Raw genomic sequence first — 20,125 nt, forward strand, 5'->3', positions numbered from 1 at the left:
GTCCGCATCCCATACCGACAAAGGAGCGTAGACAGTGTTCAAGTTCAACAAAATTGCTTTGGCGCTGGGCGTATGCGGCGCGCTGGCAAGCGGCACCGCAGCGGCCGACATGAAGGTAGGCGCCCTCTTCCCGTTCAGCGGCGCGCTCGCGCTCCTGGGACAAGAGAGCTATCGCGGCCTGGAGCTGGCCGTCAATGAAATCAACGCCGCGGGCGGGGTCAACGGCGAGAAGATCGAAATCATCAAGGCCGACGCCGTCGATCCGACGCAAGCCGTGTCGGAAACCAAGCGCCTGATTTCCTCCAACGTGGTGGGCGTGTTCGGCAGCTACGCTTCCGGAATTTCCTACGCGGCGTCGCCCGTGACCGAGCTGGCCGGCGTGCCCTATTTCGAACTGGGCGCCACCGCGCACAAGATCACCACCCGCGGCTACAAGTACCTGTTCCGCAGCAACCCCAACACCGCGCTGTACGGCGTGTCGGTGGTCAACGCGCTGCACGACACCATCGCGCCGGGCATGGGGCTGAACCCCAAGGACATCAAGATCGGCATCATCCACGAGGACGGCCCCTACGGCACCGACGTGGCCGCCACCGAGAAAAAACGCGCGCAGGAACTGGGCTATACGGTCGCGGAAGTGCTGCCGTACTCGGCCAAGACCGTCGACCTGTCCTCGTTGATCCTGCGCCTGAAGGGCGCCAAGGTCGACGTGGTGCTGCAGACGGCCTACCAGAACGACGCCATCCTGTTCTTCAGCCAGGCGCGCGCCGCGGGCTTCAAGCCCAAGGTCGTGATCGGCGCGGGCGGCGGCTATTCGCTGGCGGACACGGCCAAGGCCGTGGGCGCCGACATGAACGGCGTGTTCGACCTGGACTTCCCGCAATCCTCCATCAATCCCGCAGGCGCGCCCGGCCTGGACAAGTTCCTCGAAGCCTACAAGGCCACCTACAAGAGCGATCCCCAATCCGGCCACAGCCTGACCAACTACGTCGGCGCCAAGGCCTTCTTCGAAGCCATCGGCAACGCCAAGTCCACGGATAAGGACAAGATCCGCGCCGCCGTCCTGGCCTACAAAAAGCCGGCCGGCCAGAGCGCCAACGGCTGGGCCTTCGACTTCGGCGAAGACGGCCAGAACAATGCATCCACGTTCTACGTGATGCAGTGGCAGGACGGCAAGCTGGTCACCATCGCGCCCAGCAACCTCGCACTCGGCAAGCCGGTCTTCAAGAAATAAGCGCCACGCCAGTGCTCAGGCGCTCGGGGGCGCCTGACGTATCCCGGGGTCCGCGCGCCCCGGTCCGGCCGACAACACGGCCGGGCCGGGGCCGCTACCCGCTCTAAGAGGTTGCAACATGGAACTATTCATTCAACTGGTCATCAACGGCCTGTTGCTGGGCGGCGCGTACACCATCATCAGCCTGGGGCTGACGCTGATCTTCGGCGTGGTGCGCGTCGTGAACTTCGCGCACGGCGAGTTCCTGATGATAGGCATGTACATGGTCTATCTGATCGCGGCGCAATTCGGCGTGCACCCCTATGCCGGCCTGGTGCCCGTCGCCGTCATCCTGTTCGCGCTGGGCGCGCTGACGCAGAAAGGCATCATCCAGCCGCTGCTCAACGCCGACCAGCATATCCAGATCTTCGCCACGGTGGGCGTGTCCACCATCCTGCTGAATCTCGCCCTGGTCATATTCGGCGCCAACGTCTATCGCGCGCCGGTGGAACTGGGCACGAACGCCATCGACATCGGCCCCTATTCGATGGTGACCGGGCAGCTCGTCACCTTCGTGATCGGCCTGACCCTGGCGGTGCTGCTGCACCTGTTCATGCACCGCACCTACCTGGGCCGCGCGCTGCGGGCCGTGGCGCAGCACCGCTATGCCGCCACCCTGATGGGCGTGAACGTCAACAACGTCTACGCCATCGCCTTCGGCCTGGGCACGGCCTTTGTCGGCATCGCCGCCGGCCTGCTGGCGCCGCAGTATCCGGTGTTTCCCACCGTGGGCACGTACTTCGTGCTGACGGCCTTCGTGATCGTGGTGCTGGGCGGCCTGGGCAGCCTGTACGGCGCGGTGGCCGGCTCCATGATCATCGGCATCGTGGACACGCTGGCTGGCTTCTACATCGCCCCCGACCTGAAAGAGGTCGTCTATTTCGGGATCTTCCTCTTGATCCTGGTGCTGCGTCCGAACGGCCTGTTCGGCGTCGGCACAGAGTGATCAGAGCAACAAGGAGCGAGATGTGTTTCCCGATATCCGACACCCCAAGACCTACGTCAGCCTCATCCTGCTGATTGCGATGTTCCTTGTGCCTGTGATCATGGGCACGCCCTTCTGGACCAACCTGTTCGTCCTGCTGTTCGTGTTCTCGGCCCTGTCCGTGGCCTGGAACATCGTCGGCGGCTACGCCGGCCAGCTATCGCTGGGCCACGCCGTGTTCTATGGCATCGGCGGCTATACCGCCACGCTGCTGACGCAGAACTTCGGCATTTCGCCGTGGTTCGGCATGCTGGCGGGCGCGGCGATCTCGGGCGCGGTCGCCATCCTCATCAGCTACCCCACGCTGCGGCTGCGCGGCCCGTTCTTCGCGCTGGCCACCATCGCGATCCTGGAAGTGGTGCGCCTCCTGGTGATCCACGAAGAAAGCTGGACGGGCGGCTCCAGCGGCATCAGCCTGCCGCTGAACATAGGCTGGACCTGGATCGTGTTCCGCGAGAAGGTCAATTACGTGATCATCGCCTTCGGCCTGTTCCTGCTGGTGACCTGGGCCTCCTGGTACATCCGCAAGTCGCGCATCGGCCATTACCTGATCGCAATCCGCGAACGCGAGGACGCGGCGCTGGCGGTCGGCATCCATACCGTGCGCATGAAGATCATCGCCGCGGTCGTGTCCGCCATGCTGACCAGCATCATCGGCACCTTCCACATCACCTACCTGACCTTCGTGGACCCGAGTTCGGCGTTTTCGCTGGAGCTGTCGATCCAGGTGGCCATGTTCGCGCTGATTGGCGGGCTGGGCACGGTGGCCGGCCCCATCGCCGGCACCTTCCTGGTGCTGCCCATCGCCGAACTGGCGCGCGGCTGGCTCAGCAGCGTGGGCAACGGCATGCACGGGCTGATCTACGGCCTGATCCTGGTAGCGGTGGTGCTGACCATTCCGCGCGGCCTGGCCGGCGCCTTCGGCCCGGCCATCGAACGCTGGCTGTCGCGTCTGCCCTATCTGGGCACGCCCCGCGCCAAGCTCAAGCTGGCCGATGAACTGCGCCTGCACAGCGCCGAACGCACGGATCAGCCGGTGCTCAAGGCCGACAAGCTGTTCAAAAGCTTCGGCGGCCTGCGCGCCACCAACGACGTGTCGCTGACGCTGAACCAGAACGAGATCCTGGGCATGATCGGCCCCAACGGCGCGGGCAAGACCACGGTTTTCAACCTGCTGTCGGGCTTCCTGTCGCCGGACAAGGGCGGCATCACCATGCTGGACGCGCAAGGCAACTGGGTCACCTGCAAGACGCCCGACGAATTCGCGCACCAGGGGCTGGGCCGCACCTTCCAGATCGCCAAGCCGTTCACCGGCCTGACGGTGCTGGAGAACATCATGCTGGGCGCCTTCATCCGCACATCGAACCGTGACGAAGCCGAGCAGATCGCACTGAAAGTCGCCGAGCAGACCGACCTGGTGAAGTACCTGGACATCGAGGCGCGCAACCTGACCGTGGGCGGCATGAAGCGCCTGGAGGTCGCCCGCGCGCTGGCGATCAAGCCGCGCATCCTGCTGCTGGACGAGGTGATGGCGGGACTGAACCCGACCGACATCGAGAAGTCGATCCAGATGATCCGCCGCATCCGAGATTCCGGCGTATCGGTGCTGCTGATCGAGCACATGATGCAGGCCACCATGGCACTGTCCGACCGCATCATCGTGCTGAACGAAGGCGCGGTGCTGGTCAGCGGCGCGCCCAAGGACGTGGTGGAGAACCCCGCCGTCATCGAGGCCTATTTGGGCAAGGAGTACCAGGATGCTTAAGGTTTCGAATCTGTCCTCGGGCTACGGCAAGAGCCAGGTCCTGAACGGCCTGAACTTCGAGGTCCATGCGGGCGAGATCGTCACGCTGATCGGCGCCAATGGCGCCGGCAAGACCACCACCTTGAAGACGCTGTGCGGCGTCATCGCCGCCATGGAAGGCAAGGTCGAGTTCGAAGGCCAGGACTTGACCAACCGCAAGCCCTACGACATCGTCGACGCGGGCATCACCATGATTCCCGAAGGCCGCCAGCTGTTCCCGCATTTCACGGTGCGCGACAATCTGCTGATGGGTTCTTACAAGCGCGCCGCCCGCCCCATCGTGCAACGCAAGCTGGACGAGGTGCTGGGTATCTTCCCGCGGGTGCAGGAACGCCTGAACCAGTACGCCGGCTCGCTTTCCGGCGGCGAACAGCAGATGGTGGCGATCGCGCGCGGCATGATGGCCGATCCCAAGCTGCTGGTGTTCGACGAGCCCTCGCTGGGCCTGTCGCCGCTGCTGGTGCAGCAGATGTTCGACATCATCCGCGGCGTCACCGCGCACGGCGTGACCGTGCTGCTGGTGGAGCAGAACGTGTTCCGCACGCTGCGGCTGGCGGACCGCGGCTACGTGCTGGAGAACGGCGCCATCGTACGCACCGGCACTGGCGCGGAGCTGCTGAGCGACCCGCATGTGAAGAAGGCCTACCTGGGCCATTGATACCAAGGATTCCTTATGTCTTTACGCTGCACATACATCGACCACGGCCAGGGCGGCGCGCCCGACTGCATGCGCCTGGCCGAACGCGACATGGAGGCCCCCGCCGGCCGCCAGGTGCTGATCGAGGTCGCCTACGCCGGGGTCAACCGCCCCGACGTGCTGCAACGCTCCGGCTCCTATCCGCCGCCTCCGGGCGCCTCGCCCCACCTGGGGCTGGAGGTTTCCGGCACCGTCGTCGCCACCGGGCCCGACGCCAGCCTCTGGAAAGTCGGCGACCAGGTCTGCGCGCTGACGCCGGGCGGCGGCTACGCCCAATACTGCCTGGCGGACGAACGCCATTGCCTGCCCGTGCCGCGCGGCCTGGACCTGTTGACGGCCGCCGCCATCCCCGAGAACTACTACACCGTCTGGACCAATGTGTTCGACCGCGCCCGTCTGGCCGCCGGCGAACGCTTCCTGGTGCACGGCGGTTCCAGCGGCATCGGCCTGACCGCGATCCAGCTGGCGCGCGCCTTCGGCGCCGAAGTCTGGACCACGGTAGGCAACCAGGAAAAGGCCGACGCCTGCCTGGCCGCCGGCGCGCACCATGCCGTGCTGTACCGCGAGGCCGACTTCGAGGCGGCGGTGCGCCAGGGCAGCGGCGGCGCGGGCGTGGACGTGATACTGGACATGGTGGGCGGCGCCTACATCAACAAGAACCTGCGGCTGCTGGCGCTCAATGGCCGGCTGGTGCAGATCGCTTTCCTGGAGGGCAGCAAGGCCGAGATCGACGCCATGCCCATCATGCTCAAGCGCCTGCAATTCACCGGCTCCACCCTGCGCCCCCGCTCCGACGAGGACAAGGGAGCGATCACCCGCGCGCTGGCGGAAAAAGTGTTGCCGCTGATGGAACAGGGGCAATGCCTGCCGCGCATCCACAAGGTGTTTCCGCTGGCGGAAGCGGCCCAGGCGCATGCGCTGATGGAAAGCAGCAAGCACATCGGCAAGATCATGCTGAAGGTGGCCGCATGAGCGGGCGCTTCAAGGACCAGGTGGCCATCGTGACGGGCGCGGTCGGCGGCATAGGCTCGGCCATCGTCGAAGGCTTCCTGGCGGAAGGCGGCCGCGTGGGTCTCATCGATTTCAATGCGCAGGGCGGGCAGGCTTACGAAAAGGAACTGCGCAAGCGCGGCCATGAAGCCTGCTTCGTGCACGCGGACGTCGCGCGCTTCGAGGAGTGCCAGGCAGCCTACGAACGCATCAGCGCAGAGCAGGGTCCGGCCACCATCCTGGTCAACAACGTCGGCATTTCACCGAAGACCGATGGACGCGCGCTGAAGGTCTGGGAGATGCCGCCCAGGGAATGGGAGAACGTGGTCGCCGTCAACCTGAACAGCGTGTTCTACATGACGCACCTGGCCACGCCGCACATGGTGCGCGAGCGCCAGGGCCGCGTGATCAACATGTCTTCCGTGGCCGGCCGCGCCTATTGCGACATCGTGGCGGCGCATTACGCGGCCACCAAGGCCGGACTGATCGGTCTGACGCGCCATTGGGCCGCCGAACTGGGCGAGCACCAGGTCACCGTCAACGCCCTGGCGCCTGGACGCATCAGCACGCCCTTGCTGAAAACCGTGCCCAAGGAAATCAATGACGCGGTTGCGCAGGTAACCGCGCTGCGCCGCCTGGGTACGCCGGAAGAAGTAGCGGATGCCTGCCTGTTCTTCGCGTCGGATCAAGCCCGCTTCGTCACCGGCCAGGTACTGGACGTGGCCGGCGGCTGGCTGATGACCTGAGAGCATGGCGCCCGCCTGTGCTCAGGCGGGCGCCGTCTTCATTCCTGCGCGCCCAGGTGATAGACCACGGTGTCCAGCCGGCTGACGCCGGCCGCCAGGAACTTCGGTTCCTTTTCCAGGATGTCGCGGCGGTCGATGATCCTGGCGGGCGACACGCCCGCAAAGATGTTCTGCACTTCGCTGTCCACGACAGAGAACGGCGGCCCCGCCATTTCTTCCTGCGGGTAGTCCAGCGTGATCAGCAGTCCCTGATAGGCGGGCGACAGATTGCCGTAGACGTGGCGCACGTAGTCTGCGCGCATGGTGTCCGGCAACGCCACCAGCGCGGCGCGGTCATAGGCGCCCACGCAATGCGACAGCAGTTGCGCATCCAGTTTGAAGATGTCGCCGCAGATGATTTCGATGCTGCCCGCCACGTAGTGCTTGCCATAGACGGACACGTGCGTGAGCGGCTTGAGTTCGTTTTCTTCGAAGAACTGCTCGACCGCGAGCTCGGACAGCTCGACGCCCAGCACGGAATGCCCCTGCGCCGCGATCCACACCATGTCCAGCGACTTGCCGCAAAGCGGCACCAGCACCCGGCCGTCCTTGGGCACGCCCAGCGTCGGCCAATACTTCTGCAATAGCGGCGTGACCCGCGATTGATGAAAATGCGTGCGCCCTTCGCGCCAACGCTCCAGCCAGAATTCCGCGTCCATGCCCGGTCTGCCTCCTGTGTATCGGTGCAGGGCATTGTAGTTCGGCGGCGGGCGCACAGGCCCTACATGCGCGGCAGCAGACTGCGGATGTCGTCCACAATGGGTACGGCGGCCAGCACCATGAGCACCAGCGCCAGCGGCACCGTCGAGCCGAACCCGAAGTTGAAGAAGGAATATGCCCCCGTCACGCCGCCGACGAAGAACAGCGACACCAGCACGGTGAGCACGACAAGCTTGCTGCGGTCCGCGCGCACCGGCTGCATGGAGGCCGGATCGCCCTGGGCCACGTTCCAGTAAAACAGCTTGCCCAGTTCTATGCCGATATCGGTCACCATGCCCGTCACATGCGTGGTGCGGATCTCGGAGCGCGACAGCTTGGTGATCATGGCGTTCTGCAGACCCATGATGTAGCAAAGCAGCATGACCGTGCCCGGCACGTAGAACCAGCGCAGCGTTTCCAGGTTGGCGCCCAGCAAGCCGAAGCCCAGCAACAGCACGGCTTCGTACAGCAGCGGCATCGCGTATTCGCTGGTCAGGTGCGAGCGGCGCCCGAAGTTGATCAGGAAGGCCGAGCTGGCGGCGCCGGCCAGAAAGGACAGCAGCGCCGCCAGCCCCTGCAGCACCACGATCACCCCGCCCAGCGCCAGGTGATCGGCCATCATGGAGACGATGCCGGACATGTGCGAGGTGTATTGCTGCACGGCCAGGAAGCCGCCGGCGTTGACCGCGCCGGCGGTGAAGGTCAGGATGTAAGCCAGGTGCCTGTTGGCCTGGGGGCTGCGGCTGACGGCCGTCAGGCGGCGTAGATACGGAATGGCCACGCGTGTCCCTTGAAGACAAGAATCCATACACAGCAATGTGCATGACATTCTAGTCGCCGCGGCACGGCGCGAGGCCTGGCACGCCCGCCGGCAACCATGCCGGCGGCGGCCTCGCCGGAGGCGGTCCCACCGCTGGCGGCCCCGCCTGTCCCCGGCGTTTTACGCCCCGCCGGATTCGCTCAGCTGCTTGCGCCGGTATTCGCCCTGGCGCACATGCATCCAGCCCGGATACTCCGGCGGCAAGGCGCTGACCTGGTCCAGCTCGGCCAGTTCGTCCGCCGTCAGGCGTATCGCCGTGGCCGCCAGGTTGTCGTCCAGCTGGTCGACGCGCTTGGCGCCGATGATGACGCTGGTCACGGCCTGCTGGTGCAGCAGCCAGGCCAGGGCCACCTGCGCCACCGATACGCCGCGCGCGCCGGCGACGCGCCGCAGGACGTCGATGCTGTCGTAGGCGCGTTCCTGGTCCACCGGCGGGAAGTCGAACGCGGCGCGGCGGCTGCCGGCTTCGGCCTGCCCGTCGCGGCTGTACTTGCCGCTCAGCAGGCCGCCTGCCAGCGGGCTCCACACCATCAGCCCCACGCCTTCGCTTTGCAGCATGGGCAGGATCTCGCGCTCCAGGTCGCGGCCGGCGATCGTGTAATAGGCCTGCAGCGACTCGAAGCGCGCCAGCCCCAGGCGTTCGGCAATGCCCAGCGCCTTCATGATCTGCCAGGCGGCCCAGTTGGACACGCCAACGTAGCGCACGTGGCCATGCTGCACCAGATTGTCCAGCGCCCTGACCGTTTCTTCCACCGGCGTGGCGGGATCGAAGCCGTGGATCTGGTAGAGGTCGATATGATCCAGCTGCAGGCGCGACAGGCTTTTCTTGAGGCCGTCGATGATGTGCGAACGCGAGTTGCCGCGCGCATTGACGCCGGCGCCCGTCGGTCCGAACACCTTGGTCGCGATCACGACGTCCTCGCGCGGCACCTTCAGGTCGCGCAGCGCCTGCCCGGTGATGACCTCCGAGCGGCCCTCGGAGTACACGTCAGCCGTGTCGATGAAATTGACGCCGGCATCCAGCGCGCGGCCCACCAGCCGGTTGGCCTCTTCCTGCTGCAGGTTGCCGATCTTGCTCCACAGTTCGCCTTCGCCGCCGAAAGTCATGGTGCCCAGGCAGAGTTCCGACACGAACAGGCCGGTGCTTCCGAATTTCTTGTACCGCATGGTTGCGCTCCTTCAAGGGCTGGGCGGGAGCCGGCGCTCCGGGATGGAATGGCCGCGGCCCGCCTGCCGGGATGAAGGAAAGTATGCGTCCAGGGACCGGCGCGGACGCTGCTTGATCCTGCCCTTTTTTTGCCCAATCCTGCAGCGCTGGCCAGTCTGCGGCGCCTGGCCGCTCATTCCTCCGAATTTTCTGCCCATTTCTCCATGAAAAGCGCCGCAGCCTGGATGCAGGCAAGCTTAGGCATAAACTGAAAGCCACCCAATCCTCCGACTTTCTGCCGCCAACGCCCATCCGGCACGGCGCGCCACGGGAGCCCCCATGACCATCACATCCGCACTTGCCGCCAGAGTCGCCGTCCCGCCCCTGGACGTCGCCTATGAGCCGGCGCGGCGCGAACTGCTCTGCACGCTGGAACGCATGACCGGCGACCTGGAGGGTTCGCTGGACACGCCCATCGAGGGCCTGTTCCTGCACCGCATTTCGCAGCCCACCGGCGCCAAGCCCGGACTGCAGAAGGCCGCGCTGGGCGTCATCGCCCAGGGTTCCAAGCGCTTGCTCATCGGCGACGATGCCTACGAGTACGACCCCTTCCATTACCTGATTTCCTCGGTGGATCTGCCGGTCGTGGCCAAGGTGTCCGTCGCCAGCCCGACGCTGCCCTATCTGGGCTTGCGGCTGGAGCTGAACGTGGAGGAGATCACCTCGCTGATCAGCGACGAAAGCCTGCCGCCGCAGCCGCCAGCCGAAGCCGCGCGCGCGCTTTGCGTCAATCCGCTGGGCGGCGCGCTGCTGGACGCGGTGCTGCGCCTGTTGCGCCTGCTGGACACGCCGCGCGACATTCCCATCCTGGCGCCCCTGGTCAAGCGCGAGCTGCTGTACCGCCTGCTGATGAACGGCCAGGGCGCGGTGCTGCGCCAATCGGTGCTGCAGGACAGCCAGCTCAACCGCGTGGCCAAGGCCATCCGCATCCTGCGCGACAACTATGCCCAGCCCCTGCGCGTGGAAGAAATCGCGCGCGACGTGCACATGAGCGTGTCTTCGCTGCACCATCATTTCAAGCAGGCCACCGCCATGAGCCCGCTGCAATACCAGAAGCACCTGCGCCTGCAGGAAGCGCGGCGCCTGATGCTGACCGATGACGCGGGCGTAGCGCTGGCAGCCCATTCCGTGGGCTACGAAAGCTCGTCGCAGTTCAGCCGCGAATACAGCCGCCTGTTCGGTTCGCCGCCCTTGCGCGACAAGCAGCGCTGGAAGGACGAAACCGCGTCGGCGCCAGCCTGAGCCGCCGCTCGGGCATCCCTAGGGGATTGCCCTAATCCTAATTTGACAACGTTACCATTAGACTGCCGCCATCAAATGACAACGTTGTCATAACCCTGATCTTTCTTCGGCGGCCACATGAATCCCTTCCTGGAAACCCTGCTCGATACTCCACTGGACGATACCTACCGGGGCATTCCTCCGGGCGAGCCCGCCGTCCCGCTGCGCGGCGTGGCGGCCCGGGGCTGGCAGCCCAGGAGCGGCAACATGGCCCTGCCCGTCCTGACGCTGGATGAGGCCGCCTTCGCCCATAACATCGAGCAGATCTTCCAGTACGCCCGCAGCCACGGCGCGGCGCTGGCGCCGCATGCCAAGACGCCGATGTCGCCGCAGATCGTGCAGCGCCTGCTCGATGCCGGCGCCTGGGGCGCCACCGTCGCCAACCTGCAGCAGGCCGCCGTGCTGCTGCGCGCAGGCGTATCCCGCCTGATGCTGGGCAATGAGATCGGCGGCGCGGCCAGCGGCGCCCGCCTGGGCAAGCTGCTTGCCGGCTACCCCCATGCGCGCCTGCTGGCATTCGCGGACTCCGCCGACACCGTGCGTTCGCTGGCCGCCGCGGCCGCTGAAGCCGGCCGGCCCGTGGAGGTGCTGGTGGAAGTCGGCGGCGGCCGCGCGGGCGCGCGCGACGATGCCGCGGTCGCAGCCATCCTGGCCGCGATCCGTGAGCAGGGCGACAAGCTCGCGCTGGCGGGCGTGGCCACCTACGAAGGCGCCGTCGCCAGCTCGGACGCGGCGCTCACCGCCAGCAATATCGCCGCGCTGATGGCGCGCGCCGCCAGCGCGTTCAAGGAAGTGCGCGCGCTGGCGCCGCACGCGCCTCTGGTGTTCACCGCGGGCGGCTCGGCCTTCTTCGACCATGTCACTCAGGCGGCCAAGGGCTGGCTGTCCGAGGACGGCAATGCCCAGCTGGTGCTGCGCAGCGGCGCCATCTTCTTCCATGACCATGGCACCTATCAGCGCGCGCTGCAGGCCATGGACGCCCGCGCAGGCTTCCTGGTCGACGGCCAGGCGCGCAACGCCGCCACCGACTTCCGGCCGGCCCTGCGCCTGTGGGGCGAAGTCCTGTCGCGACCGGAACCGGGCCTGGCGATCTGCGGCTTCGGCATGCGCGACGTGTCCTACGACCAGGACCTGCCCGCGCCGCTGGCCGCCTTCCGCGGCGGCGCGGCCCTGCCCGGCTGGGACACGCAAGCCCGCGTCACGCGGCTCAACGACCAGCACGCCTTCCTGGCCATCGCGCCGGACAGCGAACTGGCGCCGGGCGACGTGATCGAGTTCGGCATTTCGCATCCCTGCACCTGTCTGGACCGCTGGCGCGTTTTCTTTGGCCTGGACGCCGACGGCCGCGTGCAGTCGGCCTACCGCACGTTCTTCGGATAAGCCATGCAACAGCTGAACTTCCAACAGATCTGGCGCTACCGCGAACAGCTCTGGGACGGCATCCAGGTCACGCTGGAGCTGACCGCCATCGCCGTGATCGCCGGGCTGGCCATCGGCCTGGCCGGCGCCCTGCTGACGCGGCATGGCCCCAAGCCGGTCAAGCTGGCGTTGCGCGCCTATGTCGAGGTGTTCCGCAACACGCCGTCGCTGATCCAGCTGTTCGTCGTGTTCTTCATCCTGCCGGGTCTGGGCCTGCGCATGCCCCCCTTCGTGGCCGCGGCGCTGGCGCTCAGCCTGTATTTCGGGGCCTACGCCATCGAGATCCTGCGCGCCGGCCTGGATTCCATTCCGCGCAGCCAGATCGAGGCCGGCCATTGCCTGGGCCTGAGCACCTGGCAGGTGTACCGCCACATCGTGCTGGCGCCCGCCCTGCGCAACGTCTACCCCGCGCTGGGCACGCAGCTGGTCATCCTGCTGCTGGGCACCTCGCTGGCCTCGCAGGTATCGGCCGAGGATCTGTTCCATGCCGGCAGCTTCATCGAAAGCCGCACCTACCGCAGCTTTGAAGTCTATGCGGTGATCTGCGGCATCTATTTCACGCTGGTGCTGATCACCAAGGCGCTGCTGGCCCTGGCCGGCAGCCTGGCCTTCACCTGGCCCGTGCGCCGCTAGGAGTCGCGAGCATGCGTACATTTACCCTGAGTGATTTCGCCTCCCTGCTCAGCGCGCTGCAATGGACCGTGGCCCTGGTGTTGATTGCGCTGGCCATCGGCGCGCCGCTGGGCCTGGGGCTGGCGCTGCTGCGCGGCCACCGTTCGGCGCCGCTGCGCTGGCTGGCCGCGGCCATGCAGCAACTGGTCCAGGGCGTGCCGCTCCTGGGCCTGCTGATGTTCTTCTACTTCGGCATGCCGGTGTTCCTGGGCATCGAAGTGCCCGCGCTGACCGCCGTCAGCGTCGCCTTCATCATCTACACGGCGGCCTTCCTGGGCCAGATCTGGTACGGCGGCATCCAGGCCGTGAAGCACGAGCAATGGGAAGCGGCCGCCTGCCTGGGTCTGTCCAAGTGGCACCAGTTCCGCCATGTGATCGCGCCGCAGGCGTTCCGCCTGTCGCTGCCGCCCACCGTGGGCTTCCTGGTGCAGCTCGTCAAGGGCACCTCGCTGGCTTCGGTGGTGGGCTTTGTCGAACTGGCGCGCGCCGGACAGATCGCCAGCGCCGCCACCTTCCAGCCCCTGCTGGTCTATTCCTGCGTCGCGTTGCTGTACTTCGCGGCGTGCCTGCCCCTGACGATGTGGGCCCGTAACCTGGAGGGCCGCTTCCATGGCGCTCGTTGAAGTCTCCAACATCCACAAACGTTTCGGCGCCAACGCGGTGCTCAACGGCGTCTCCCTTGAAGTCAATGAAGGCGAGATCGTCACCATCATCGGCCGCTCCGGCTCGGGCAAGTCCACCCTGCTACGCTGCCTGAACGCGCTGGAGACGGTGGACGACGGCGACATCCGCATCGGCGGCGAACGTATCCACGCCAGCATGCCCGGCCTGCGCCAGTTCCGCCAGCGCGTGGGCATCGTGTTCCAGCAGTTCAACCTGTTTCCGCACCTGAACGTGGAGCGCAACATCACGCTGGCGCCCACGCTCAACGGCAAGATCGCCAAGTCGCAGGGCCGCGCGCTGGCGCTGGACGTGCTGCGCCGCGTCGGCCTGGCTGAAAAGATCGACGCCTATCCGGCCCTGCTGTCGGGCGGCCAGCAGCAGCGCGTGGCGATCGCGCGCTGCCTGGCCATGGCGCCGCAACTGATGCTGTTCGACGAGGTCACCTCGGCGCTGGACCCGGAACTGGTGGGCGAAGTGCTGAAGGTCATGGAAGACATGGCGCGCCAGGGCATGACCATGGTGCTGGTGACGCATGAAATGGCCTTCGCCCGCAACGTTGCGTCCAAGGTCGTGTTCATGCACCAGGGCCGCGTCTGGGAACAAGGCCCGCCCGCCGAACTCTTCGCCAATCCCCAAACCCCCGAGCTGCGCCAATTCATCGGCACGGCCGCGCCGTCCACCCACTGAACCATCCGCTCCTGGAGTCATTGCATGAAACTGTTCGCCAAGCTGGCCGCCGCCGCGGCCGTCTGTCTCTCCCTGGCCGCGCCCGCCTCGGCCGCCGACAAACTGCAGGACGTGCTGGGCGCAGGCAAGCTGCGCGTGGGCGTGCTGATGGACGCCGCGCCCTGGGGCTTCAAGGACGCCAAGGGCGAGGCCGCGGGCCTGGACATCGACCTGGCCAAACTCATGGCCGCCGACATGGGCGTGAAGCTGGAGCTGGTGCAGGTCACCGGCGCCAGCCGCATTCCCAGCCTGCTGGCCGGCAAGGTCGACGTGCTGATCGCGGCCGCCGGCGCCACGCCGGAACGCGCCCAGCAGGTCATGTTCTCGCAGCCCTATGCCGCGGTGAACCTGGGCGTCTACGGCGGCGCCAGCATGCCGCAGGCCAAAACGGTGGACGAATTGAAGGGCCACAGCATCGCGGTCGCCAAGGGCTCCACGCTGGACATCTGGCTCACCGACAACGCGCCGGGCGCCAAGCTGGTGCGCTTCGAGGACACGCCTTCGGCCGTGGCCGCCTACCTGGCCGGGCAGTCGGAATCGTTCGCCGAGAACAGCGCCATCGCGCTCAAGGTGGCCGAGGACAACGCCGCGAAGGCGCCCGAACTCAAGTTCCTGATCCGCCAATCGCCCGCGCATGCCGCCGTGCAGCAGGGCCAGCAGAACCTGCTGAACTGGATCAATACCTTCCTCTTCACCAACCGCCTGAACGGCAAGCTGCCGGCCCTGCAGCAAAAATGGTTCAAGGAAGCCCAGACCCTGCCGCAGATGTAATCGGCCCCAACAAAGGACTCGCATGATCAAACGCTACAAATCCGGCTCGCGCATGAGCCAGGCCGTCTCGTACAACGGCTTCGTGTTCATCGCCGGCCAGGTGGCCGACAATCGCCAGGGCTCGCTCGAATCGCAGACCCGCGAAGTGCTGGCCAAGATCGAAGCGCTGCTGGCCGAAGCCGGCAGCGACAAATCGCGCCTGCTGGCCGTGGACGTGTTCCTGCCCGCCATCGGCGACTTCGACGCCATGAACCGCGTCTACGACGCCTGGGTCGACCCCGCCAATCCGCCGGCCCGCGCCTGCGTCGAAGCCCGCCTGGCCGACCCCGACCTGCGGGTCGAAATGACCGCGGTCGCCGCGCTGCGCTAAGCGCGCTTTGCTGCAGCCTTCCGATCCCTCTTCGCGCCGCCTCGCGCGGCGCTGTTGTATCTCCCCATGCATACCGGCCTGTTTCACGACATAGATTTCGATGCCGACGGCAAGGCGCTCAGTTTCCTGGGCACCCCCTACTCGGTAGACCGTTCGCCCTACTACCAGATCAAGACGCCCATCTGCCGCATCCGCAACGGCAGCGGCCCGCGCGTGCTGCTCATGGCGGGCAACCATGGCGACGAGTACGAAGGCGAAGTCGCCCTGGGCCGGCTGATCCGCCGCCTGGATCCCTCCCGCATGCGCGGCGAAGTCACCATCCTGCCGCTGGCCAACCTGCCAGCCGTGATGGCGGCGCGGCGGCGCTCTCCGCTGGACAACGGCAACCTCAATCGCGCCTTTCCCGGCGAACCCGGCGGCACCCCGACCGAACGCCTGGCGCACTTTCTCGAACACGAACTGTTCCCGCGCCACGACGTGGTGTTCGACCTCCATTCCGGCGGCACCTCGATGGCGCACCTGCCCACCGCCCTGATCGAACGCCAGGACTCGCCCGAGCGCATGGCGCGCGCGCTGGACCTGATGGGTTCGCTGGGCATGGGCCACGCCTTCGTCGCCGCCAATGGCCGCGATGCGCCCACCTCCATGGCGGCGGCCGCGCGCGCCGGCGCGATCGGCATCAGCGGCGAGTTCGGCGGTGGCGGCACGCTGACGCCGGCCACGCTGGCCGCGACCCAGCGCGCCATCGACAACCTGCTGCAAAAGCTGGGCGTGACCGATGCGCCCGTGCTCGGCCCGCACCAGCCCGGCGCGCCCGCCATGCAGTTGCTGGAGCTGGACAGCCACGAACAGAACATCTTCGCCACCCGGCGCGGCTGGTTCGAGCCGGCGGTCGACATCGGCGCCAGCGTGCGCGCGGGCGACGTCGCGGGCTACTACCATGACCTCAACCAGCTGGACGCGGAAGAGGAAGTCCTGCGTTTCCGGGTATCGGGTATCGTCATTTCGCGGCGGCTGCATACCGACTGCGAATCCGGCGACAGCCTGATCCAGGTTGCGCGTCCCGTCGGTCAGGCTGATATCCTGACGCCTGCCGCCTGATCCCGGAACAATCAAAAGAAATCGCATGACCCACCGGCCCGCGCCTCCTTCCGCCCCCACCTACGACGACGTGCTGCGCGTGCGTCCCGAGGGCGCCGCCGCGCCCGCCCGCGCGGCCGCCCCCGCCAAGCCGCCGCGCATCGAGGAAGTGGCCAGGCTGGCGGGCGTATCGCCCATCACGGTGTCGCGGGCCTTGCGCCAGCCCGAGAAAGTGGCCCAGGAAAAGCGCGACCGTATCCTGCAGGTAGTGGCGCAGACCGGCTATGCCTCGAATCCGCACGCGCGCGCCCTGCGTTCCGGGCAGTCCAGCGTGGTGGCGGCGTTCGTCTCCAACATCCTCAGCCAGCAGTTCGCGCTGGCCGTGCAGGGCTGCGCCGAAGTGCTGGAGCCGCAGGGCTACCAGTTGATGGTCGGACAGACCTCGTATTCCTACGCCAAGGAAACCAGCATGATCGCGTCGCTGCGCGCCTTGCGGCCCGCGGCGGTGCTGTTCACCGGCGTCATCGAGCTCGAGGAAAACCGCCAGTCGCTGCGCGAACTGGGCATCCCCATCATGGAGACCTGGGCCTATCCGCGCGACCCGATCGACATGCTGGTGGGCTTTTCCAACTATGACGGCGGCGTCATGGCAGCGCGCCATCTGGCCGAACGCGGCTACCGCCGCGTCGCCTTCGTGGCGCGCCAGGGCGGCCGCGGCGAACTGCGGCGCCAGGGCTTCAATGCCGCCGCTGCCGGACTTGGCCTGCAGGTGGTGGCCGAACTGGCCGTGGACAATGCGCAAACCATCGCCGACGGACGCGCGGCCCTGGGCCGCCTGCTCGCCATGGGCCAGGCCTTTGACGCCGTGTTCTGCGCCAACGACCTGCTGGCGGTGGGCGCGCTGTTCGAGGCGCGCGACCGCAAACTCGCAATTCCCCGCGACATCGCCATCCTGGGTTTCGGCGATACCGACATCGCCCGCGAAATCGAGCCCGGCCTGAGCACCATCGGCGTGGACAGCCGCAAGCTGGGCGCCCGCGCCGGGGAACTGCTGCTGCAGCGCCTGAATGGCGGCGCGCCAGCCGCGCGCCAGGAAGTGTTTCCGCTGACCTTGAACCAGCGCGCCAGCGCCTAGCGTCCCTGCGCGCCGGCAACCGGCGCGGGCTCACTCGTCGAACACGATGCGCAGGCCCGGCAAGCCGATGCCGTCCAGCGTGGTGCTCCATGTTTCGCCCGCGTGCACCGGATATGCCTTGGTCAGCGTTCCGGTCGTGACCAGTTCGCCCGCCTGGATCGCCTCGTCGGCCGGACGCTCCCCGAGCACCTCCAGCAGATGGGCCAGCGCCGCCAGCGGACTGCCCAGCACGTTGGCGCCCGCACCGGTTTCACGGCGGATGCCGTTGCAGGACAGCTCCACCCGGAAGTCCGCCAGCCGTTCGATCAAGCCCGGGCCGAGCTCGGCCGGCTCCATCAGCGGCCCGATGTAAAGCGCGCCGTGCAAGGCGTTGTCCGCCACGGTATCGGCGGCCTGGAACTGCCAGGCGGGATAGTGCGACTGCACCAACTCGAACCCATGGGCGATCCAATCCACGCATTCCAATATGGCGGCCAGCTCCCGCGTGCGCGGCGGCGCGCAATGGAAATGCAGCACGATCTCGGGTTCGATGCGCGGCTCGACATAGCGGCCCAGGCGGCAATGGACTTCGCCGGTGTCGTCATAAACCGCGCTGTGTTCATAAACGCGCCCCCACACGGGGAAATCCACGCCCAGCGCCGCCCACATCGCGGCGTTGGTGAAGCCTATCTTGCGGCCGACCAGCAGCGCGCCTTCCGCCAGCCGCGCCTGATGGATGCGCGCAGCCACGTCATAGGCGGCATCCAGGTCGAAGCGTGGACGCCGGGCCGTGACCGGCGCGATGTAAGAGGCATGGTCCTGCGCCGCCTTGATTTCACGGGCAAGCGCCGCCGGGTCGGAAGCTGGCATGGTGGCTCCTGAAGGTACGCTCAAATGTAAAAGAAAACCTGCCCCCACAGTGCCGCAGCCGTTATATGCTCCCCTAGACGTCCTATTTTCAGAACAGCGGGGAAGCAATGCATGACTTGAATGACCTCTATTACTTCGTCCAGGTCGTCAAGAACGGCGGATTCGCACCCGCGGGACGGGCGCTGGGCATACCAAAATCCCGCCTCAGCCGGCGCATTGCGCTGCTGGAAGACCGGCTCGGCGTGCGGCTCATCCAGCGTTCCACGCGCAGCTTCGCCGTGACCGAATTGGGTCAGGAATATTACGAGCAATGCCTGTCGATGCTGGCGGGCGCGGAAGCCGCCCAGGAAGTCATCGACCGCACCCGCGCCGAACCGCAAGGAACCATACGCATGAGCGCGCCGCCCGCGCTGATCTACTACTTCCTGGGCGACCTGGTGGCCCGCTTCATGGTCCGCTGCCCCAAGGTCCACGTCTACCTGAAGAGCTTCAGCCGCCCCGTGGACGTGCTGCGCGAGGGCTTCGACATCGCCGTGCGCGTGCGCTTCGGTCCCATCGAGAGCAGCGACCTCATCATGAAACCGCTGGGCATGAGCTGCCAGTGCCTGGTGGCCAGCCCGGCGCTGGCGCGCAGCATCAGGCTGCCTGCGGATCCGCACGCCCTGAGCGAACTGCCCACGCTGGCCCTGGGTACCGAACAGCGCGAATCTCATTGGCGGCTGGACGGGCCGGACGGCGCGCGCATCGTCGTGCCGTTCACGCCTCGCCTGGTGACGGACGACATGCTGGCGCTGAAGCAGGCCGCCTTGCGCGGCGTGGGCGTGGTCTCCCTGCCCCTGCTGATGATCCGCGAGGAACTGGACGCGGGCACCCTGGTGGACGTAGGCGCCCCCTGGCAGCCGGAAGCCGGCAGCGTGCACGCCATCTTTCCGTCGCGCCGCGGCCTGCTGCCCGGCGTGCGCGAGCTGCTGGACTTCCTCAGTTCGGAGTACCAGGAAGTGGCCAAGCGCGAACACGACACGCAGGTGCGCCACAAGGTGCCCACCCTGAAGTAGCTTCTGGGCCGCCCGCAGCGTCCGACGAATGGGACGCAGAAACCCATTTCTCCCGACTACCCAGCGGCCAGCGTTGCTCCTAGCATGGTTAGCCCCACGTCAACAGGAGCACACCATGAGCGTCCCCGCCAACTTCAATGGCCAGCGCCCCGTCATCGATCCCAACGATGCCGCCATGCTGCTGATCGATCACCAGAGCGGCCTGTTCCAGACGGTTGCCGACATGCCGATGACCGAGCTGCGCTCGCTGGCCGGCGCGCTGGCCTCGATGGCCACCCTGGCGAAGCTGCCCGTCATCACCACCGCTTCCGTGCCGCAGGGCCCCAATGGCCCTCTGATTCCTGAAATCCATGAAAACGCCCCGCACGCGAAATATGTCGCGCGCAAAGGCGAAATCAATGCCTGGGACAACCCTGAATTCGTTGCCGCGGTCAAGGCGACCGGCCGCAAGACCCTGATCATTGCCGGCACCATCACCAGCGTCTGCATGGCGTTCCCCGCCATCAGCGCGGTGGCCGAGGGCTACAAGGTCTTCGTGGTGGTCGACGCCTCGGGCACCTACAGCAAGATGGCCCAGGAAATCACGCTGGCGCGCGTGGTGCAGGCCGGCGTCGTGCCCATGGACACGGGCGCCGTCGCGGCGGAACTGCAAAAGACCTGGCACCGCGAAGACGCGGCCAAGTGGGCCGAGGTCTATACCAAGATCTTCCCGCCCTATCAGTTGCTGATCGAAAGCTACAACCGGGCCCAGGAAGTCATCAAGAAGGGCGAACAGCTCGACTCGCAGCGTTGAGTCCGCCCGGTTTCCCGCGCGCCGCAGGGCGCGCAATTCCCTCATGGAGTA

The 20,125-nt window shown here is 66.8% G+C and carries 21 protein-coding genes; 17 read left to right on the top strand and 4 right to left on the bottom strand.

Annotated features, from left to right (window positions below; all coding sequences use genetic code 11):
- Positions 1 to 34: 34 nt before the first annotated feature.
- From IB259_RS10780 to IB259_RS10805, 6 genes are all read left to right on the top strand, one after another.
- A complete protein-coding gene (locus IB259_RS10780; protein ID WP_054457819.1) occupies positions 35 to 1,234 on the top strand; it encodes an ABC transporter substrate-binding protein in 1,200 nt (399 codons plus the stop codon).
- 118 nt (positions 1,235 to 1,352) lie between these two features.
- Complete coding sequence (locus IB259_RS10785) at positions 1,353 to 2,219, top strand: branched-chain amino acid ABC transporter permease (protein WP_054457820.1); 867 nt, start codon at positions 1,353 to 1,355, stop codon at positions 2,217 to 2,219.
- A gap of 22 nt (positions 2,220 to 2,241) precedes the next feature.
- Positions 2,242 to 4,023: an ATP-binding cassette domain-containing protein gene (locus IB259_RS10790; protein ID WP_054457821.1), complete on the top strand. Its 1,782-nt coding sequence runs from the start codon at positions 2,242 to 2,244 to the stop codon at positions 4,021 to 4,023.
- Positions 4,016 to 4,720, top strand: a complete 705-nt coding sequence (locus tag IB259_RS10795; RefSeq protein WP_054457822.1) for an ABC transporter ATP-binding protein — start codon at positions 4,016 to 4,018, stop codon at positions 4,718 to 4,720. The genes IB259_RS10790 and IB259_RS10795 overlap by 8 nt, the downstream gene beginning before the upstream one ends.
- Positions 4,721 to 4,735: 15 nt before the next feature.
- Positions 4,736 to 5,731, top strand: coding sequence for an NAD(P)H-quinone oxidoreductase (locus tag IB259_RS10800; protein ID WP_054457823.1), 996 nt, complete (start codon positions 4,736 to 4,738; stop codon positions 5,729 to 5,731).
- Positions 5,728 to 6,495: an SDR family NAD(P)-dependent oxidoreductase gene (locus IB259_RS10805; RefSeq protein WP_119450645.1), complete on the top strand. Its 768-nt coding sequence runs from the start codon at positions 5,728 to 5,730 to the stop codon at positions 6,493 to 6,495. Before IB259_RS10800 ends, IB259_RS10805 begins: the two co-directional genes overlap by 4 nt.
- Positions 6,496 to 6,533: 38 nt before the next feature.
- Here IB259_RS10805 and IB259_RS10810 read toward each other — a convergent pair whose 3' ends face one another.
- The 3 genes from IB259_RS10810 to IB259_RS10820 form a co-directional block, all read right to left on the bottom strand.
- On the bottom strand, positions 6,534 to 7,193 hold the full coding sequence (locus IB259_RS10810; RefSeq protein WP_119450644.1) for a thiopurine S-methyltransferase: 660 nt from the start codon (positions 7,191 to 7,193) through the stop codon (positions 6,534 to 6,536).
- Between the two features lie 62 nt (positions 7,194 to 7,255).
- The gene (locus IB259_RS10815) at positions 7,256 to 8,014 is read right to left on the bottom strand and encodes a YoaK family protein (RefSeq protein ID WP_054457826.1); all 759 of its coding nucleotides are present in this window, start codon (positions 8,012 to 8,014) and stop codon (positions 7,256 to 7,258) included.
- Positions 8,015 to 8,173: 159 nt separating this feature from the next.
- Complete coding sequence (locus IB259_RS10820) at positions 8,174 to 9,220, bottom strand: aldo/keto reductase (protein WP_192328955.1); 1,047 nt, start codon at positions 9,218 to 9,220, stop codon at positions 8,174 to 8,176.
- Between the two features lie 319 nt (positions 9,221 to 9,539).
- On the opposite strand from IB259_RS10820, the gene IB259_RS10825 reads away from it, so the two are divergent.
- From IB259_RS10825 to IB259_RS10865, 9 genes are all read left to right on the top strand, one after another.
- Positions 9,540 to 10,502: an AraC family transcriptional regulator gene (locus IB259_RS10825; protein WP_054457828.1), complete on the top strand. Its 963-nt coding sequence runs from the start codon at positions 9,540 to 9,542 to the stop codon at positions 10,500 to 10,502.
- Positions 10,503 to 10,619: 117 nt separating this feature from the next.
- Positions 10,620 to 11,921 (top strand): alanine racemase, encoded by a 1,302-nt coding sequence (locus IB259_RS10830; protein WP_192328957.1) that lies wholly within the window; start codon positions 10,620 to 10,622, stop codon positions 11,919 to 11,921.
- A 3-nt stretch (positions 11,922 to 11,924) separates the two neighbouring features.
- A complete protein-coding gene (locus IB259_RS10835) occupies positions 11,925 to 12,593 on the top strand; it encodes an amino acid ABC transporter permease (protein WP_125472991.1) in 669 nt (222 codons plus the stop codon).
- An 11-nt stretch (positions 12,594 to 12,604) separates the two neighbouring features.
- Positions 12,605 to 13,255, top strand: a complete 651-nt coding sequence (locus IB259_RS10840; protein ID WP_054457830.1) for an amino acid ABC transporter permease — start codon at positions 12,605 to 12,607, stop codon at positions 13,253 to 13,255.
- Positions 13,242 to 13,982 carry an amino acid ABC transporter ATP-binding protein gene (locus IB259_RS10845; protein WP_119450640.1) on the top strand — a complete coding sequence of 247 codons (741 nt, stop codon included), beginning with the start codon at positions 13,242 to 13,244 and terminating at the stop codon, positions 13,980 to 13,982. Before IB259_RS10840 ends, IB259_RS10845 begins: the two co-directional genes overlap by 14 nt.
- 24 nt (positions 13,983 to 14,006) lie before the next feature.
- Entirely contained in the window at positions 14,007 to 14,792 is a 786-nt protein-coding gene (locus IB259_RS10850) for a transporter substrate-binding domain-containing protein (RefSeq protein WP_059379547.1), read from the top strand.
- Positions 14,793 to 14,814: 22 nt separating this feature from the next.
- Positions 14,815 to 15,162 carry a RidA family protein gene (locus IB259_RS10855; protein WP_054457833.1) on the top strand — a complete coding sequence of 116 codons (348 nt, stop codon included), beginning with the start codon at positions 14,815 to 14,817 and terminating at the stop codon, positions 15,160 to 15,162.
- Between the two features lie 66 nt (positions 15,163 to 15,228).
- On the top strand, positions 15,229 to 16,263 hold the full coding sequence (locus IB259_RS10860) for a succinylglutamate desuccinylase/aspartoacylase family protein (RefSeq protein ID WP_119450639.1): 1,035 nt from the start codon (positions 15,229 to 15,231) through the stop codon (positions 16,261 to 16,263).
- A 25-nt stretch (positions 16,264 to 16,288) separates the two neighbouring features.
- Complete coding sequence (locus tag IB259_RS10865) at positions 16,289 to 17,377, top strand: LacI family DNA-binding transcriptional regulator (protein ID WP_054457835.1); 1,089 nt, start codon at positions 16,289 to 16,291, stop codon at positions 17,375 to 17,377.
- A 30-nt stretch (positions 17,378 to 17,407) separates the two neighbouring features.
- Here IB259_RS10865 and IB259_RS10870 read toward each other — a convergent pair whose 3' ends face one another.
- Positions 17,408 to 18,226, bottom strand: a complete 819-nt coding sequence (locus tag IB259_RS10870; RefSeq protein WP_119450638.1) for a 2-keto-4-pentenoate hydratase — start codon at positions 18,224 to 18,226, stop codon at positions 17,408 to 17,410.
- 107 nt (positions 18,227 to 18,333) lie between these two features.
- Between IB259_RS10870 and IB259_RS10875 the strand changes: the two genes are divergently transcribed.
- Together IB259_RS10875 and IB259_RS10880 are read left to right on the top strand one after the other, a co-directional pair.
- On the top strand, positions 18,334 to 19,281 hold the full coding sequence (locus IB259_RS10875; protein ID WP_192328959.1) for a LysR substrate-binding domain-containing protein: 948 nt from the start codon (positions 18,334 to 18,336) through the stop codon (positions 19,279 to 19,281).
- 115 nt (positions 19,282 to 19,396) lie between these two features.
- Positions 19,397 to 20,074, top strand: a complete 678-nt coding sequence (locus IB259_RS10880; RefSeq protein WP_192328961.1) for a hydrolase — start codon at positions 19,397 to 19,399, stop codon at positions 20,072 to 20,074.
- Positions 20,075 to 20,125: the final 51 nt, after the last annotated feature.

It is taken from the genome of Achromobacter sp. ACM04, assembly GCF_014851465.1.
Classification (GTDB): domain Bacteria; phylum Pseudomonadota; class Gammaproteobacteria; order Burkholderiales; family Burkholderiaceae_B; genus Achromobacter; species Achromobacter aegrifaciens.

Coding starts and splice junctions, on each gene's coding strand:
- IB259_RS10800 (WP_054457823.1), top strand. CDS start 4,736: ATGTCTTTACGCTGCACATACATCGACCACGGCCAGGGCGGCGCGCCC.
- IB259_RS10795 (WP_054457822.1), top strand. CDS start 4,016: ATGCTTAAGGTTTCGAATCTGTCCTCGGGCTACGGCAAGAGCCAGGTC.
- IB259_RS10820 (WP_192328955.1), bottom strand. CDS start 9,220: ATGCGGTACAAGAAATTCGGAAGCACCGGCCTGTTCGTGTCGGAACTC.
- IB259_RS10805 (WP_119450645.1), top strand. CDS start 5,728: ATGAGCGGGCGCTTCAAGGACCAGGTGGCCATCGTGACGGGCGCGGTC.
- IB259_RS10860 (WP_119450639.1), top strand. CDS start 15,229: ATGCATACCGGCCTGTTTCACGACATAGATTTCGATGCCGACGGCAAG.
- IB259_RS10810 (WP_119450644.1), bottom strand. CDS start 7,193: ATGGACGCGGAATTCTGGCTGGAGCGTTGGCGCGAAGGGCGCACGCAT.
- IB259_RS10825 (WP_054457828.1), top strand. CDS start 9,540: ATGACCATCACATCCGCACTTGCCGCCAGAGTCGCCGTCCCGCCCCTG.
- IB259_RS10835 (WP_125472991.1), top strand. CDS start 11,925: ATGCAACAGCTGAACTTCCAACAGATCTGGCGCTACCGCGAACAGCTC.
- IB259_RS10830 (WP_192328957.1), top strand. CDS start 10,620: ATGAATCCCTTCCTGGAAACCCTGCTCGATACTCCACTGGACGATACC.
- IB259_RS10870 (WP_119450638.1), bottom strand. CDS start 18,226: ATGCCAGCTTCCGACCCGGCGGCGCTTGCCCGTGAAATCAAGGCGGCG.
- IB259_RS10855 (WP_054457833.1), top strand. CDS start 14,815: ATGATCAAACGCTACAAATCCGGCTCGCGCATGAGCCAGGCCGTCTCG.
- IB259_RS10875 (WP_192328959.1), top strand. CDS start 18,334: ATGCATGACTTGAATGACCTCTATTACTTCGTCCAGGTCGTCAAGAAC.
- IB259_RS10845 (WP_119450640.1), top strand. CDS start 13,242: ATGGCGCTCGTTGAAGTCTCCAACATCCACAAACGTTTCGGCGCCAAC.
- IB259_RS10840 (WP_054457830.1), top strand. CDS start 12,605: ATGCGTACATTTACCCTGAGTGATTTCGCCTCCCTGCTCAGCGCGCTG.
- IB259_RS10850 (WP_059379547.1), top strand. CDS start 14,007: ATGAAACTGTTCGCCAAGCTGGCCGCCGCCGCGGCCGTCTGTCTCTCC.
- IB259_RS10880 (WP_192328961.1), top strand. CDS start 19,397: ATGAGCGTCCCCGCCAACTTCAATGGCCAGCGCCCCGTCATCGATCCC.
- IB259_RS10785 (WP_054457820.1), top strand. CDS start 1,353: ATGGAACTATTCATTCAACTGGTCATCAACGGCCTGTTGCTGGGCGGC.
- IB259_RS10865 (WP_054457835.1), top strand. CDS start 16,289: ATGACCCACCGGCCCGCGCCTCCTTCCGCCCCCACCTACGACGACGTG.